We start from the raw sequence: 14,017 nt of genomic DNA on the forward strand, positions 1-14,017 counted from the left end.
CCGGTCGTGGCGGGCGCCCCGCTGTCGGGCACTATGGCTGAGGGGGTGCGGGCGGCTGCGCGGGACCGGCGGTGGCCACGCAGAACTGCACCAGCCCGGCGTCCACGTCGAGGACGATCTGCTCCATCTCCGCCCACAGCGGGTGGAACTTCTTGCCCCACTCGACGGTGAAGCCGAGCACCTTGCCCTGTGCGGGGTCGACGAAGTGACGGGAGAAGACGTAGTCGTCGCTGGTCCCGCTGGTCGGGTAGAGGTGGAAGCCGGTCAGCGGTTTGTAGGCCGTGCCGCGCACGCCCTGGACGCCCTGGCAGAATGCCGTGGCGAGTTCGAGGGCGCTGTCGGCGTCGTCCTTGGGGATGTACTCGGCGTACGCGGCGTCGCCCGGGAGTCCGCGCTTGCCGTCGTACCGGGCGTTGCGGAAGTTCATCGACGGGTCGATCGACTGGTTGTCGTCGTCGCCCCAGTTGTAGAGCATGTCCTGGGAGTAGCTGTGCACGTCGACGAGCCACCTGGTCCGCGGGTGCTGGTCCAGCAGCCAGCGGACGTTGCGGGTCTCGGGCTCGGAGAAGGCCCTCGGGCCCTCGTAGACCTGCTGGTCGCACGGGTTGGTCGAGACCTGGGGGGTGGCGGTCGGGGCGAACGCGGTGGTGAAGTCGAAGAGGAAGTCGTAGTTGCGGTTGATGTCGACGCCGATGCAGTCGGGGTTCGAACTGCCGCCGGAGTTGGCCGGGTTGCGGTTCTTGCGCCACATCGGGTCGACGGTCTGGCTGTACAGCCGGCCGTCCGGGTTGACCAGCGGGAAGACCACCAGGTTCAGTCGCTGGAGCAGCGCCTTGACCTGGCCGGCGGTGAAGCTGGTGCCGCCGTAGCCGAGGCCGGTACCGGACTGGTAGGCCTCCAGCAGATCGGCGGCGAAGTGGACGAGGATCTCGCAGCTGCCCCACTCGCGGGCGTGCACGCCGCCGATCAGCATCACGCAGTCCTTGGGGACCGGGGCGGGTGCGCCGATTTGCAGAGCGTGGGCGGTGCGGCCCTCGATCGAGGGCTCGGGCAGGGTGATGAGCTGGGTGGTACCGGGGTAGGCGGCGGCCAGGCCGGCCACGGCGGATTCGACCTCGGTGATGTTCAGGTACGGCATGACGGGCCTCCCGGCTCAGCCGGCGAGCTTGGCGGCCAGGCCGCGCGGGACGGCGCCGGCGGCGAACCGGTCGCCGGTGCCGACCTCGGCCTGGGCGGCCCGTCCGGCCTCGCTGGCGTTACCGATCACGGTGACCGTGACGCCCTCGCGTTCGAGGGCCGCCGCCTGGTCGTCCGGGGCGTAGACGTCGATGCTGACGCGGCCGTCCGGCTCCACCTGCGGGCGTCCGCCGGTGTCGGGACGGGAATCGCGCAGCAGGGCGCGCAGGGTGTCCGCGTCCTTGGCGGTGACGCGGAGCTTGAGGATGTCGGGCCGGGTGGGTGGTGCGGATGGGACGGCGGACATGACGACCTCTTGCTGATGAGTACGGATATGTCCGACGTGTACCTCGTATCCTCAGGATCCGCCGCCGCCGTAGAAGGCGTCAAGGGGTGGCTCCGGCATCCCGTTCAGCAGGCTGTCGAGGCCGGCCAGCATCTCGGCCTGATCGTCGAAGTCGGCGAAGCGGGGGACCAGCGCGCGCAACCGCGGGTACTCGGTGGCGGACAGCCGGTGCAGGCCCAGCCGCAGTGCCGGATCCGGCTCCTCCGGATTGTCGACCACCTGGCGCTTGTCCACCAGCAGGCAGCCGAGGTTCCAGGCGACGAAGGTGCGGTAGATCGTCAGCGTGGTGGCGTCGTCGAAGCCGGCCCGCCCGAGCACCGAGAGGATGTGCTCGGTGAGTTCGAGCGCCGGGGCCGGCCGCCGGGACACCGGGACGGCCAGCGGGCGGGTCGCGACGAGCGGCAGGATCTCGGGGTGGGAGTGCGCCACGGCGGCGAAGGCCTGGGCGATCCGGCGCAGTTCCATCCGCCACTCGGGCTCGCGCGGGCCGCCACCGGCGGCGCTGGTGCGCAGCCGGGCGTTGATCTCGGTGAAGTAGGCCTCGGTCAGGCCGTCCAGCAGGGCTTCCTTGCCGGGGGTGTAGCGGTACAGCGCCATCGACTCGACGCCGAGCTCCGCGGCCAGCCTGCGCATGGTGAGCGCGCCGAGCCCCTCGCGGTCCACCAGTGCCACGGCGGCGTCGAGCACCAGTGGGCGGCTCAGGCGTCCCCGCTTCTCGGGGCCGTCCCGCTCAACCATGGCCGTACTCCTCCGAGTCGGTGCCGGGGCCGTCAGCCGGGCCGTGCCGGAGCCGGGCCGGTGGGGCAGGTTACGCAGCGGATACAGAACCAGGATACAAGGTACGAATAGGTGGAAAACAGGCCTGGGAGACGCCCGGATTGGTCACGGGTCGTAGTCGGTGGTGGGTCGTCGTCGGTGGCGGGGGAGTGGCGGTCCGGTTCAGCCGAGCAGCAGCCGGACGGCGAGCCAGCCCACCAGGGCGGCCGAGCCGAGGGCGGTCAGCAGCCGGCCGCGCGCGCCGGTCAGGGCCCGGCCGAGCAGGGCGCCGCCGGAGGCGAGCAGCAGTTGCCAGCTGGCGGAGGCGGCGAAGACGGAGGCGGCGAAGGCGGCGGCGGTGAACACGGCCGGGGAGAGAATGCCCGAAGTGCTGCCGCCCTGGCCGCGGCTGCCCAGGATCAGGGCGGCGAAGTAGAGCACGGTGAGCGGGTTGAGCAGGGTGATCCCGAGCAGGGTGAGGAAGGCCCGGGCGGGGCCGGGCGGAGCCCCGGGGGCCGGTGCGGTGGTGGAGCGGCGGCCGCGCAGGGCGGTGGCGGCGGTGCGGACGGCCAGGGCGAGCAGCACCAGCGCCGAGCCGATGCGCAGCGGGCGGGCGAGCGGTTCCAGCAGCGGCGCGAGGCCGGTGCCGCCGAGGACCGCGAGCAGCGCGTACAGCCCGTCCGCGGTGGCCACGCCGAGGGCGGCGCAGGCCCCGGTGCGCAGTGAGGTCCGCGCGGTGAGTGCCACCAGGTAGGCGCCGACGGCCCCGACCGGTACGGCGACGCCGTACCCGGCGAGCAGGCCGGCGACCAGCGCGGCCCTCACGCGCGTGCGCGGTCGGGCCTCCGGGCGCGGCCGGGCTGCTGCTGGACGGCGGCCGGGCGGGCGGCGGCGGTCACGGGCAGCGGGCGGGCGGGGGTGTCGGTCATGGGCCGATGGTGGCGGCCGCGGCAAGGGGCCGCAAGTGGTTTTGTCCGTGCGGGCGGGTAGCGTGGGGCGCTCCGGTGGACATTGGTTCGAGGAGGTACCGATGAGCAGTCAGAACAACCGCGTGGCTGAGCTGTTGGCCGAGGCGTGGGCGTCCTGGGCGGAGCGCGGCGCGGCCCTGAGCGCGGAGGACTGGGACCGGCCCACCCGGCTGTCCGAGTGGACCGTCCGGGACCTCTACGCGCACGTGGCGCCGGTGCCGGAGCAGTTCGCCGGGCTACGCGAGGCCGTGGTCGACGGCCCGGCCGGGATGACCGGCGGGGCGGAGATCCTGCGGACGTTCAACCAGCCGGGCGGGCTCGCCCACACCGCCGCCGGGCAGATCGCCGACATGGCCAAGGAGGCCGCCAAGGCGACCGAACCGGCCGCGCTGATCGCCCGGTTCGGCACCGAGGGCCCGGCCGCCCTGGCCGGGATCGCGGACCTCTCGCCCGACACGGTGGTGGAGCACCAGCTGCTCGGGAAGGTGACGGTGGGGGCGCTCGGCGAGGTGGCGCTGATGGAGGCCACCGTCCACCTGCTCGACCTGATCGCCGCCGTGGGCGGACCGGCGCCCGCCGAGGGGGCGCTGCACTTCACCCGCGGACTGCTGGCCGAGGCCACGGACCCGGTGGCCTTCATCGAGGCGGCGGCGGGGCGCAGTTCGGAGCCGGTGCTGCCGATCATCCGCTGAGGCCCGGGGTTCGCCTGTTCCCGGTCAACCGTCCGCGGCAGCGTCGCGCCGTCGGCGGACCAGCCGCTGCCGTGGTCGACGAACCAGTTGGCCTGGGCGGAGCCGGAGAGACGATATCGCGTCGCCGTACCGCCTCCCGCGCTTCCGGCGGTCGCTGGACGATACCGACCCGGAGCTGCTACCGCTGACCGGCCCCTGGTGCTGGGGCGCCAGCGTGGTCGCGCCGCACCTGCGAGCCGGCCGTGTGCTGGAGCTCACAGCGCTGGGCGGCGCGGCCCGCACCTCACGGTTCCAGCCCGAGCCGGGCGGGACCTGGACCGGGCTGGACGGCTACTGCGCGGGCGAGCCGTTGCGCGTGGTGCACCGGGCCGACGGCACGGTCGGCCACCTGGACCAGGCCGACTTCCTCCGCACCCGCACCCCGTACGACCGGCAGTCGAGGTGTCGGGCGGCGTCGATACGCAGGGCTGGCAGGCGGGCTGACTATCGCTCAGGTCGGCGTGCCCCGGGGCGGGCGCGCCGGGCCCGAACCCGCGACCCGTACGGCGCGCCATCGGGCGGTGGCCGCCGAACTGGGCCCGGCGGCCCGCACTGATACGCACTCATAGGGACGTTATCGCATCGTTATCAAGCACTATTGTGGATCATTCGGGCAATCCGGCCGGGCCGTGATCCAGCTCACGATGGCTTGTGCTATTGGCTCTGTGCCGTTTACGGTCCTTCTCGTTCGTCTCCGTACGAAACGAACCCCGCTCTCCGGAACGCCGAATCCTGCCGCTGGATCGGGCGGGCACGTGCATCCATGAAGCACCGCGGCAGGGGCGGGGGACCCACAGGTAAGTCGCCTCATCCGGACTGGTTCCGGCGGGGCTAGGGGTGAAGCCGCGTCTCTGCGCGGCCGGGCAACTCCAGCCCGAACCCGACAGCTCACCTCGTAGGCGTGTGAGAGGAATCGCACTTCATGCTGCCCGTCAACGCTCGCCCCAGCCTGTTCGCTGTCGGTTCCGTCAAGCGCATCGTCGCGGCCGCCGTGGTCGTCGGCGTCGGCGCCGGCATCCCGGTGGTCGCCGCCACCGCCGCGAACGCCGCCCCCGTCAAGCCCGCCCCGGCGCACTCGGCCCCGGCCGCCCCGCAGGCGCCCGCTGTCTACACCGTCCAGAGCGGTGACTCCCTCACCAAGATCGCTACCACGCACAACGTGCAGGGCGGCTGGCAGAAGCTCTACGACCTCAACAAGTCCGTGCTGACCAAAGGCCCGGGCAAGATCTACCCGGGCCAGCACCTGACCCTGGGCGGGGCCGCCCCGGCTCCGGCCAAGCCGGCCGCCACCAGCCCGCTGGCCGCCACCCCTGTCGCCAACACCCCGGCCGCGCTGCAGGCGCTCGCCGCCTCGATCGTCCCGGCGAACCAGCTGGCCTCGTTCGACCAGATCATCAGCCACGAGAGCGGCTGGAACATCCACGCCACCAACCCGAGCTCGGGTGCCTACGGCCTGCCGCAGGCGCTGCCCGGCAACAAGATGGCCTCGGCCGGTTCCGACTGGCAGAACAACCCCGCCACCCAGCTCAAGTGGGCCCTGCAGTACATGAACACCGTCTACGGCAGCCCGAACGCCGCCTGGGCGTTCTGGCAGGTGCACAGCGCGTACTGATCGGACCTCTCCCGATCGGTACGGCCTGATCGGACCTGATCGGCCTGTTCGAACCGATGGGTCCGGGCGAGTACCGCCCGTCGGCCGGATGCCCGGCGGCTGATGGGCTGCCAAGCGGCCACCTGACCGGCCCGGTTCACATCGCGGTGCGTGAGCCGGGCCGTCGGCGTACCCGCGATGACGGCGGCCTCGGGCAGGCCGGGCCGGAAGGTGCGGTAGGCGCTCGCGGCGCCGGGGAAGAGGGGCATGTTCGTGGCTCCAGATCGGTTCGGGCCGCTCGGTTCGGGCGGAGGTGGCAGAGAGTCAGGGGGCGGGGGTGCCGGGCTCGGCGGCGGAATCGTCCGCCTGCGGCCCGGGTCCCGCCCGGAACCCCCCTGGCACCCTCGCGACCGCCGGGGCTCGGCACACCCTCGACAGCGTCTGAACCACGGGACTAAGCTCGCGCGCAGCAGCTATTCAATTTGTTGACTATGGAGCCCGCCGTGCACCCCTTCCGCACAGCCGTCGAGGCCGGCGACCACGACGGCATCGAGGCCCTCCTGGCCGAGGACGTCGTCTTCACCAGCCCCGTCGTCTTCAAGCCCTACCCGGGCAAGGCCATGACCGCCGCGATCCTGCGCGGTGCCGGACGGGTCTTCGAGGACTTCCACTACGTCCGCGAGATCAACGGCGCCGACGGCCGCGACCGCGCCTTCGTCTTCAAGGCCACCGTCGACGGCCGCGAGGTGCACGGCTGCGACTTCCTCCATTTCGACGAGGACGGCCTGATCGACGAGTTCACGGTGATGGTCCGTCCCCTCTCGGGCGCGCAGGCACTTGCCACCGCGATGGGCGCGCAGTTCGAGCGGATCACCGCCGAGGCGCTGGGCGCATCCGAGGCGTGAGCGCGACGACGGGCTTCCGCCGCTACGTCGCGGTCGGCGACAGCCAGACCGAGGGCCTGGGCGACGGCGACGAGACGACCGGCTGGCGCGGCTGGGCGGACCGACTGGCCGAGACGATCTCCGAGCAGGAACCCGACCTGCTCTACGCCAACCTCGCCGTCCGCGGCCGGCTCGCCGGCCAGGTGCGGGCCGAGCAGCTCTCCCCCGCCCTCGCGCTGCGGCCGGACCTGGTCACCGTGGTCGCTGGGATGAACGACCTGATGCGGCCGGGCTTCGACGCGGGCGCGGTCGTGGCGGAGCTGGACACGATGTTCGCCGCCTTCACGGCCACCGGGGCGCGGGTGCTCACCTTCACCTTCCCCGACATCGGCCGGATCGCGCCGTTGGCCGGCGGCCTGCGACCTCGGGTCCTGGACCTCAACGCACGCATCCGCGCCACGGCCGACCACCACGGCGTCGTGGTCGTCGACTTCTTCCCGCACCAGGTGACGACCGATCCGCGCATGTGGAGCGCGGACCGGCTGCACGCCAGCCCGCTCGGCCACGCCGGGATCGCCGCGGCGGCGGCCGACGCGCTCGCGTTGCCCGGCAGCGACAGCGGGTGGGCAGAGCCGCTGCCGCCGCTCCCGGCGGCGGGGCTCCGGCAGCGGGCCGCCCAGGAGGCCGCCTGGATCGGCACCTTCCTCGGACCATGGCTGATGCGCCGCCTGCGCGGCCGCTCCTCCGGCGACGGGCGGGTCGCGAAGCGCCCGGAACTGCGCCCCCTCAAGGCTCCCCGCCCGCTCCACTGAGCGGTCGGCCCCGGCGACCGTCAGGCCGGCCCCCGCACGGGGGCCGGCGCGGCGGCGCGCCGCTCCAGGACCGCGAGTGCCTGCTCACACCAGCGCTGGTTCTCGCGCTCGAACGACAGTCCGCGCATCAGCGTCAGATACGGCCCGATCCGTTCGGCCGTGGCGAGGTAGTCGTCCTCGAAACGCCCGTCCAGCAGCCGCGCCCGCAGACGCTCGTAGCGGGCGATCTTGGCCTGCGCCCACGTCAGACGTTCGAGCAGCGCCGCGCGCACGGCGTCCGGGTCGCCCGCGTCCACGGCCTGCACCTGGACGAGCAGCTCGTCCCGGATCGCGGACGGGCGTGGCGGCGCGGCCGTGAACGACCGCAGCGCGGCGCGGCCCGCCTCGGTGAGCGAGAACAGCCGCTTGTTCGGCCGCCGCTCCTGCTCGACGACCCGAGCGCTGATCAGCCCCTCGGCCTCCATCCGGTCCAGCTCCCGGTAGAGCTGCTGCGGTGTGGCCATCCAGAAGTTCGCCACCGACGCGTCGAACGCCTTCGCCAGGTCGTACCCCGACGCCTCGCCCTCCAACAGGGCCGACATGATCGCGTTGCGCAGTGCCATGCCGCCAGCCTAGCGAGCGCCGCTGCGCGCCGGCCACAGATGTGAATAATCAAGAAGTTGCTCATTGATCTCACCGACCTGGTCGAGGGCGAGGACAACGCGAGCCGGGCCCGGGAGGGCAGCAGGCTGATCCTCGTCCGTCTTCCCGGCCGAACGGGAGGCGGACCGTCAGCCGAGCCGGACTGTCAACTCGGCCCGGAGCGTGCCGAGCAACTCGCCACCGAACACGACCGCGCCGACACGGCCGCCTGCGAGCATCGGCGCCGCTCACCGACGATAGGGGAGCACAGCCTCGCCGACCTCAAGAGCTGGCGGCCACACCGTGAAGCCGTGTCACATGGCGCCGGCCGCCATGGCCCGCGTCCCGACGCCTGATTCGCAGCTCGCAGGCTGTGGCACCATGCCCCGGAAGCCGACATTTTCGAGGAGAGGATCAGCCATGTCCGACACCGCCACGGGGCCCGGCGGGGCGCCCGCCTTCCGTATCGCGACCCTCGCCGACGTACCGGCGCTGGTCGAGCTGGTCGAGTCCGCCTACCGGGGCGAGGCCAGCAAGGCCGGCTGGACCACCGAGGCGGACCTGCTGGACGGACAGCGCACCGACGCGACGAGCGTCGCCGAGGCTGTCGAGGACCAGGACGGGGTGGTGCTGCTGGTCGAGCGCGACGGCGAACTGGTCGCCTGCTGCCAGCTGGAACGGCGCCCGGACCGCGCCTACTTCGGCATGTTCTCGGTGCGCCCGACGCTGCAGGGCGGCGGGATCGGCCGGGTGGTGCTGGCCGAGGCGGAGCGGGTGGCCCGGGAGGAGTGGGGCGTCGGACTGCTGGAGATGAAGGTGGTCGAGCAGCGCGGCGACCTGATCTCCTGGTACGAGCGGCGCGGGTTCCGCCGCACCGGCGTCTACAGCCCCTTCCCGTACGGCGACGAGCGCTTCGGCATCCCGCGCCGGCCGGACCTCCGGTTCGAGCTGCTGACCAAGGAGCTGAAGGAGGCCTGAGGGCGGTCGGATCGGGGCCGCGCCGGGGTCGATTCGTTGATCGTTTCGTCATCTCCGGCTTCCTGATCACCGGCCTGCTCACCGGCCGGCCGCCCGGCCCGTGGGACTTCGCCGCCCGCCGCGCCCGACGCATCCTGCCCGCCGCCGCCGCCGCCACCGCCGCCGCCACCGCCGCCACCGCCACCGCCACCGCCACCGCCGGCGGCGCCGGCCCGCTGGCCACCCTGGCCGTGCCAGGTGCTGGCGCCCCGGCTGGACAAGGGCTGCTGGGCGCGCCGTGATCAGTCCTGGCGGATGAGGGAAAGGCGCTCGGGCGCGCCCGCCCATGAGGCCCCGATCCCCGGGAACGACCGGCGTTCCCGGGTCGGCGAAGGCCCGACCGTGAGACAGGCCGCCGTCGGGCTCGGCTCAGCCGTAGAACCCCCGGCAGAGGCGGGCCTGCTCCGAGCCGGCCGGCCAGCGGCCGATGCGTTCGGCCTGGTCGCAGATGGTGCCCGGGCCCAGGGAGGGGATCGCCGGGGCTCCGCCGTTCGGGGCCGGGCGGGTGCCGGGGCTCGGGTGCGGGGTGCGGCCGGACTTGGGGTGGGCACTGGGGGTGGTCGGGTGCCGGCCGTCGGTGCGGTCCGGCCCGGCCTGGGCGGCCGCCGGGGTGGCCGGGTCGTCGCCGCTCGCCCGGGCGGCCTCCGAGGTGCTCCCCGGGGCGGGGGAGGGCAGCGGGGAGGGCGTGGGCGTGCCGTCCGTCAGGGAGTCCGACGGGGTGGCGGAGGGCGAGGCGTCGGGCATGGTCACCACCCGGACGTCGTCACCCGAGCCCGGACCGCACATCACCAGCACCGCCGCCAGCACCGCCAGCGTCCCGCCCGCCGCCACCGCCCACGCCTTCCGCGAACGGCGCGGCGGCTCCGGGACGGGGGCCACCGGCGGACCGACGCGGGTCGGGCCCGCCTGGGGCGGAATGGGGACCGGCGGCGGCTGCCAGGCGTTCGGCGGCCACTGCCACTGTCCTCCGGTGGGCTGCCCAGTCATCTGCTCGTCCTTCCAGCGCGCCCCCCGCCGTACCTTTCCGGTGCTCAACGAGTGCGCGGACGCCGGGACATGACCCGGAAGAGGGGTCTGAACGGGCGTGGATTGCCGCCGCGCCACATGCTGGGGGTCATGGAGACCAACAGCACGACCGCACACCTGGTCGAGGTGGCCGAGTTCCGGACCGACAGCCGCTACCGCCTCGTCCACTTCGAGGGCCACGGCTGGGAACCGCTCGCCCCCGAGGAGTTCGAGCCACGGATCCACCAGCTCTTCCCCGACCTCGACCCGCGCGACCCGGCCAAGGTGCACTGGGCCGACCGCCCCTGGGAATGGCCGGCCTGGCACCCCGGTGAAGCCTGATCCACTGATCGCCGAGCTACCGTTCGCTACGCTTTCCGGGTGAGCGTGGATCACTTCTGGCGTCGCCTGCCGGGTCAGGCCGTGGACACCTGTTCGCCCGAGGAGCTCGGCGAGCTGGTGCCCCGGAGCCGCGACCTCCGGTACGACCGGCTGGTCGCCGACGGACTCGCCCTCGGGGTGCGGCAGACCGCAGCCCTGATGGAAGTCGCGCTCACCGAGAACGGACTGCATCCCGACCCGGCCGCCCGGCTGCCCGTCTACGGCGGCGCCCGCCCGGCAGCCGGGGCCGAGATGCTGGTGCTGCGCCCCGAACAGGTCGCCGCCGCCTTCACCTTCCTGCGCGACTCGGCGCTCGGCGAACTCGTCCGCCAGCAGGGCACCGTGCTCGCCCGACGGGTCGCCCAGCTGGACTCCGTGCCACCCTGGTCCGAGACCTGGGCCGCCCGCGTCGTCAACGACCTGCGCGAGCTACGGGACTTCTTCGCGGGCGCGGCCGCCGCCGGGGATGCTGTGGTCGTACGGGAGTCGGAGGGAGCGGCCCAGTGAGCAGTGGGAGCAGGGCGGGCGCCGGGAGCACGGCGGGGGCGGTCAGCACGGCGGGCGCGGGGAGGACTGCGGGCACCGAGGGCACCGCGAGCACGGCCGGTTACGGCGAGGCGGCGGAGCAACTCGCCGTCCAGTACGAGAGCGTGTCCTTCACCGAGGTCCACCGGTCGCGCCTGCACCTCTACCCGGCCGCGCCCGCCGCCGTCCTGGACATCGGCGCGGGCACCGGGCGCGACGCCGCCGCCCTCGCCGCCCTCGGCCACCGGGTGGTGGCGGCCGAACCGACGCCCGAACTGCGGGCCGTGGGCGAACGCCTGCACCCGGACGCGGGCATCCGGTGGGTCGCGGACGAGCTGCCCGCGCTGCCCCGACTGAGCGCCGAGGGTGAGCGCTTCGACCTCATCCTGCTCACCGCGGTGTGGATGCACCTCACCCCCGCCGAAGGCCCGTCCGCCATGGACGCCCTGGCCCGCATGCTCGCCCCCGGCGCCCGCCTCGCCCTCACCATCCGCCACGGCCCCGTCCCACCCGGCCGCCGGATGTTCGACCTCCCACCCGAGCACACCATCACCCTGGCGCAGGCCCGCGGCCTCCGACTGCTCCACCGCAGCGCCCGCCCCGACCTGCACGGCCGGGAGGACGTCAGCTGGACCGAGCTGGTCTTCGGCCGCGGGCACTGACCGGCGGCTCCGGGCATGAGCCGGGGGCGCCGGTGGCCGTGCACGTCAGCGCCAGAACTCGGTGAGGTGCCCGGCAAGGGCCCGGCCCTGGTCGTAACCGGCTCGGGCGGCCGGCGGACGCGCGGCGGGTCAGCAGCGCAGTTCGGGCGGGAAGCCCGTCCAGCGCAGCTCTTCGGGCAGGTGGCTCTGGTCGTTCAGGAGCAGGACGGACGAGGGGCGTCCGGGGGTGAAGCGCAGCACGGTGAGGGCCGCGTTGGCGGCGTTGAGGCCGAGCCAGCGCCACCTGGGGGCGTCCAGGGTGTGGCGGACCAGCCAGCCGACCAGGAACGCGTGGGTGACGACCAGTTCGTGCCGCTCCTCGCCGCCCGGGACCGGCCCGGTGAACCGTTCGACGGCCCGGCGGGCCAGCTCCGGGCCCCGGGGGGCGGCCTCGCCGTGGCGGGCGAGGTAGAGGTAGCGGGTGGCGGTGTCGGGCACGGGCAGGCTCCGGGGCTTCGCTGGGGAACGATGGTGTCCCTCAGCGACGCCCGCGGAGCCGCCGCCGGTTCCGGGTCAGCCGGTGTGGGCCTGGTCCAGCAGCGCGAGTTCCTCCGCCGTCAGCCGTACCGCGCCCGCGGCGATGTTGTCCTCCAGGTGCGCCACGTCGCCGGTGCCCGGGATGGCGAGGACGTGCGGGCCGCGGTGCAGCGTCCAGGCGAGCCGGACCCGGGCCGTGCTGATCCCGCGGGCCTCGGCCACCGCCCGTACCTGGGCGGGTTCGGCCTCGCCGGCGCCGTCCTGCCGACCGGCGCCCGCGATGGCGTAGAAGGGGACGAAGGCGATGCCCTGCTCGCCGCACAGCCGCAGCAGCTCGTCCTGGGCGGGGGAGGCGCCGATGCCGTACGGGTTCTGCACGCAGGTGACCGGGGCGATGGTCCGCGCCTCGGCGAGCTGGTGGGGGTGGATGTTGGACAGGCCGAGCCGGCGGATCAGGCCGGCCTGCCGCAACTCGGCGAGTGCGCCGAAGCGTTCGGCGATCGAGTCGGTGCCGAGGATGCGCAGGTTGACCAGGTCGAGGTGGTCGCGGCCGAGTTGGCGCAGGTTCTCCTCGACCTGGGCGCGCAGCCCGGCGGGGGTGCGGGCGTGCTCGCTCCACTCGCCGTCGGGGCCGCGGGCGGGACCGACCTTGGTGGCGATCACCAGGTCGTCGGCGTACGGGGCGAGAGCCCGGTTGATCAGCTCGTTGGCGGAGCGCAGCGGGGAGAAGTAGAACGCGGCGGTGTCGATGTGGTTGACGCCCAGTTCGACGGCGCGGCGCAGCACCCGCAGGGCCTGCTCGCGGTCGCGCGGCACGGCGTCGGGCATCAGGGCCGGGCCGGTCTGCGGCAGGCGCATTGTGCCGAAGCCGATCCGGTGGACGGCGCGGTCGCCGAGGTTCCAGGTGCCGGAGGCGGCGGCGGTCACGGTGGTGTCGGAAGTCATGCCGGTCATGATCGGTTCTGGACTAGCCTGACCGCCACTGATTCGCGAATGTGCGAATCCATTGGGCATGTTCGGGGGGCGGGTGTTGGCGGAGCTGCGGTTCACGGCGGGCGACCTGGCACGGATGCGGTTCGCGGTCGCACCGATGTGGGAGGTCGGACCGAGCCTGCGCCTGTTGCGCTCGGGGCTCCCGCACGCCGTCCACGGGCCCTGGGCGGAGCAGGTGCGGCCCCGGCTGACGGCGCTCGGCCCGGCCTTCGGACTGCTCGCCGAACTCGTGCCGCCCACCGGCTACGTGCCGGACTTCATCAACCCGGCCCCGGCCGGCCCGGCGCCGACCCTCGACGAGGAACTCGCCTCGATCCGCTCCACCCCCGCCGGGCAGGTCCGGCGCGACCTCGACCGGCTCGCGGCGGAACACGGCGCGCTCGGGCCCCGGCTGCGCGCCCTGCACGCCGATCCGGCAGCCGGGCTGGGGCGCCTCGCCGAGGCGATCGAGGCGTACTGGGAGCTGGCGCTCGCGCCGTACTGGGCGAGGATCCGCGCGGTGCTCGACGCGGACGTGCTGCACCGGGCCCGGCAGGCCGCCGAGCACGGCGCCGCGCGGGTGCTGAACGACCTGCACGCCGAGCTGCGGTGGGCGGAGGACACCCTGAGGCTGAGCCGCCGCTCCCGCCCGATGTCCCGCCGGACGGCCGGGCCGGGCCTGCTGCTGATCCCGTCCGCCTTCACCGGCCCCGGCCTGTACACCCTGTTCGCCCCGCCGGACCCGCCCCAACTCGCCTACCCGGCCCGGGGGATCGGCGGCCTGTGGGCGGCGAAGGCGCCCACGCCCGGTACGGCGGCTCTCGCGGCGGTGCTCGGCCGCTCCCGCGCCCTGCTGCTCGCCGAACTCGCCGCCCCCGCCTCGACCACCGAACTCGCCCGCCGCACCGGGCTGTCGCCCTCGGCCGTCTCCCAGTACCTGACGGCGCTGCGCGACGCCCGCCTGGTGAGCGCCCACCGGGCGGGGCGCTGGGTGCTGTACGCCCGGACGGCCACGGCGGAGGCACTGCTGATCCCCGAGGGCTGACGCCCGTTA

The 14,017-nt window shown here is 74.0% G+C and carries 17 protein-coding genes, 1 pseudogene and 1 riboswitch; of the genes and pseudogenes, 10 read left to right on the forward strand and 8 right to left on the reverse strand.

Translation table 11 applies throughout. The features are described 5' to 3' along the window. Positions 1–31 precede the first annotated feature (31 nt). From ACIG5E_RS20540 to ACIG5E_RS20555, 4 genes are all read right to left on the reverse strand, one after another. Positions 32–1,138, reverse strand: a complete 1,107-nt coding sequence (locus tag ACIG5E_RS20540) for a M14 family metallopeptidase (protein ID WP_396535221.1) — start codon at positions 1,136–1,138, stop codon at positions 32–34. Positions 1,139–1,153: 15 nt separating this feature from the next. Beyond that, positions 1,154–1,483: a hypothetical protein gene (locus tag ACIG5E_RS20545; protein ID WP_396535223.1), complete on the reverse strand. Its 330-nt coding sequence runs from the start codon at positions 1,481–1,483 to the stop codon at positions 1,154–1,156. Positions 1,484–1,534: 51 nt separating this feature from the next. Beyond that, positions 1,535–2,260: a TetR/AcrR family transcriptional regulator gene (locus ACIG5E_RS20550; RefSeq protein WP_396535225.1), complete on the reverse strand. Its 726-nt coding sequence runs from the start codon at positions 2,258–2,260 to the stop codon at positions 1,535–1,537. Positions 2,261–2,461: 201 nt separating this feature from the next. Next, positions 2,462–3,103: a LysE family transporter gene (locus ACIG5E_RS20555; RefSeq protein ID WP_396535227.1), complete on the reverse strand. Its 642-nt coding sequence runs from the start codon at positions 3,101–3,103 to the stop codon at positions 2,462–2,464. Positions 3,104–3,308: 205 nt separating this feature from the next. On the opposite strand from ACIG5E_RS20555, the gene ACIG5E_RS20560 reads away from it, so the two are divergent. The 4 genes from ACIG5E_RS20560 (at position 3,309) to ACIG5E_RS20575 (ending at position 7,264) form a co-directional block, all read left to right on the forward strand. Then, complete coding sequence (locus tag ACIG5E_RS20560) at positions 3,309–3,938, forward strand: maleylpyruvate isomerase N-terminal domain-containing protein (RefSeq protein ID WP_396535229.1); 630 nt, start codon at positions 3,309–3,311, stop codon at positions 3,936–3,938. 752 nt (positions 3,939–4,690) lie between these two features. Beyond that, positions 4,691–4,892, forward strand: a riboswitch (cyclic di-AMP (ydaO/yuaA leader). 7 nt (positions 4,893–4,899) lie between these two features. Then, complete coding sequence (locus ACIG5E_RS20565) at positions 4,900–5,589, forward strand: LysM peptidoglycan-binding domain-containing protein (RefSeq protein ID WP_396535231.1); 690 nt, start codon at positions 4,900–4,902, stop codon at positions 5,587–5,589. 482 nt (positions 5,590–6,071) lie between these two features. Further along, positions 6,072–6,473 (forward strand): nuclear transport factor 2 family protein, encoded by a 402-nt coding sequence (locus ACIG5E_RS20570; RefSeq protein WP_396535233.1) that lies wholly within the window; start codon positions 6,072–6,074, stop codon positions 6,471–6,473. Beyond that, positions 6,470–7,264, forward strand: coding sequence for an SGNH/GDSL hydrolase family protein (locus ACIG5E_RS20575; protein WP_396535235.1), 795 nt, complete (start codon positions 6,470–6,472; stop codon positions 7,262–7,264). The genes ACIG5E_RS20570 and ACIG5E_RS20575 overlap by 4 nt, the downstream gene beginning before the upstream one ends. A 20-nt stretch (positions 7,265–7,284) precedes the next feature. Here ACIG5E_RS20575 and ACIG5E_RS20580 read toward each other — a convergent pair whose 3' ends face one another. Next, positions 7,285–7,866, reverse strand: a complete 582-nt coding sequence (locus tag ACIG5E_RS20580) for a PadR family transcriptional regulator (protein ID WP_396535237.1) — start codon at positions 7,864–7,866, stop codon at positions 7,285–7,287. Positions 7,867–7,923: 57 nt separating this feature from the next. Here ACIG5E_RS20580 and ACIG5E_RS20585 point away from each other — a divergent pair, with 57 nt between their 5' ends. Beyond that, positions 7,924–8,241, forward strand: coding sequence for a hypothetical protein (locus ACIG5E_RS20585; protein WP_396535239.1), 318 nt, complete (start codon positions 7,924–7,926; stop codon positions 8,239–8,241). A 64-nt stretch (positions 8,242–8,305) separates the two neighbouring features. Next, on the forward strand, positions 8,306–8,863 hold the full coding sequence (locus ACIG5E_RS20590; protein ID WP_396535241.1) for a GNAT family N-acetyltransferase: 558 nt from the start codon (positions 8,306–8,308) through the stop codon (positions 8,861–8,863). 408 nt (positions 8,864–9,271) lie between these two features. Here ACIG5E_RS20590 and ACIG5E_RS20595 read toward each other — a convergent pair whose 3' ends face one another. Beyond that, positions 9,272–9,889, reverse strand: coding sequence for a hypothetical protein (locus ACIG5E_RS20595; RefSeq protein ID WP_396535243.1), 618 nt, complete (start codon positions 9,887–9,889; stop codon positions 9,272–9,274). 129 nt (positions 9,890–10,018) lie between these two features. On the opposite strand from ACIG5E_RS20595, the gene ACIG5E_RS20600 reads away from it, so the two are divergent. Genes ACIG5E_RS20600 through ACIG5E_RS20610 form a run of 3 tightly spaced genes read left to right on the forward strand, consistent with a single transcriptional unit; the run spans position 10,019 to position 11,475 of the window. After that, positions 10,019–10,249, forward strand: coding sequence for a hypothetical protein (locus ACIG5E_RS20600; RefSeq protein ID WP_396535245.1), 231 nt, complete (start codon positions 10,019–10,021; stop codon positions 10,247–10,249). A gap of 39 nt (positions 10,250–10,288) precedes the next feature. Beyond that, entirely contained in the window at positions 10,289–10,795 is a 507-nt protein-coding gene (locus ACIG5E_RS20605; protein WP_396535247.1) for a hypothetical protein, read from the forward strand. Then, the gene (locus tag ACIG5E_RS20610; RefSeq protein ID WP_396535249.1) at positions 10,792–11,475 is read left to right on the forward strand and encodes a class I SAM-dependent methyltransferase; all 684 of its coding nucleotides are present in this window, start codon (positions 10,792–10,794) and stop codon (positions 11,473–11,475) included. Before ACIG5E_RS20605 ends, ACIG5E_RS20610 begins: the two co-directional genes overlap by 4 nt. Before the next feature lie 129 nt (positions 11,476–11,604). Here the strand turns inward: ACIG5E_RS20610 and ACIG5E_RS20615 are convergent. Both ACIG5E_RS20615 and ACIG5E_RS20620 read right to left on the reverse strand, forming a co-directional pair. Beyond that, a pseudogene (locus ACIG5E_RS20615) lies at positions 11,605–11,976 on the reverse strand (histidine phosphatase family protein); the annotation flags it as partial. Positions 11,977–12,027: 51 nt separating this feature from the next. Further along, positions 12,028–12,936, reverse strand: a complete 909-nt coding sequence (locus tag ACIG5E_RS20620) for an aldo/keto reductase (protein ID WP_396535251.1) — start codon at positions 12,934–12,936, stop codon at positions 12,028–12,030. 67 nt (positions 12,937–13,003) lie between these two features. On the opposite strand from ACIG5E_RS20620, the gene ACIG5E_RS20625 reads away from it, so the two are divergent. Continuing rightward, positions 13,004–14,008 (forward strand): DUF5937 family protein, encoded by a 1,005-nt coding sequence (locus tag ACIG5E_RS20625; RefSeq protein ID WP_396535291.1) that lies wholly within the window; start codon positions 13,004–13,006, stop codon positions 14,006–14,008. Positions 14,009–14,017: the final 9 nt, after the last annotated feature.

Origin of the sequence: Kitasatospora sp. NPDC053057 (genome assembly GCF_044546945.1) — a bacterium.
GTDB lineage: Bacteria > Actinomycetota > Actinomycetes > Streptomycetales > Streptomycetaceae > Kitasatospora.

Bases quoted from the DNA above. Each gene is read 5' to 3' on its own strand.
- ACIG5E_RS20540 (WP_396535221.1), bottom strand. From the start codon at position 1,138: ATGCCGTACCTGAACATCACCGAGGTCGAATCCGCCGTGGCCGGCCTG.
- ACIG5E_RS20545 (WP_396535223.1), bottom strand. From the start codon at position 1,483: ATGTCCGCCGTCCCATCCGCACCACCCACCCGGCCCGACATCCTCAAG.
- ACIG5E_RS20550 (WP_396535225.1), bottom strand. From the start codon at position 2,260: ATGGTTGAGCGGGACGGCCCCGAGAAGCGGGGACGCCTGAGCCGCCCA.
- ACIG5E_RS20560 (WP_396535229.1), top strand. From the start codon at position 3,309: ATGAGCAGTCAGAACAACCGCGTGGCTGAGCTGTTGGCCGAGGCGTGG.
- ACIG5E_RS20565 (WP_396535231.1), top strand. From the start codon at position 4,900: ATGCTGCCCGTCAACGCTCGCCCCAGCCTGTTCGCTGTCGGTTCCGTC.
- ACIG5E_RS20580 (WP_396535237.1), bottom strand. From the start codon at position 7,866: ATGGCACTGCGCAACGCGATCATGTCGGCCCTGTTGGAGGGCGAGGCG.
- ACIG5E_RS20590 (WP_396535241.1), top strand. From the start codon at position 8,306: ATGTCCGACACCGCCACGGGGCCCGGCGGGGCGCCCGCCTTCCGTATC.
- ACIG5E_RS20595 (WP_396535243.1), bottom strand. From the start codon at position 9,889: ATGACTGGGCAGCCCACCGGAGGACAGTGGCAGTGGCCGCCGAACGCC.
- ACIG5E_RS20600 (WP_396535245.1), top strand. From the start codon at position 10,019: ATGGAGACCAACAGCACGACCGCACACCTGGTCGAGGTGGCCGAGTTC.
- ACIG5E_RS20620 (WP_396535251.1), bottom strand. From the start codon at position 12,936: ATGACTTCCGACACCACCGTGACCGCCGCCGCCTCCGGCACCTGGAAC.
- ACIG5E_RS20625 (WP_396535291.1), top strand. From the start codon at position 13,004: ATGTTCGGGGGGCGGGTGTTGGCGGAGCTGCGGTTCACGGCGGGCGAC.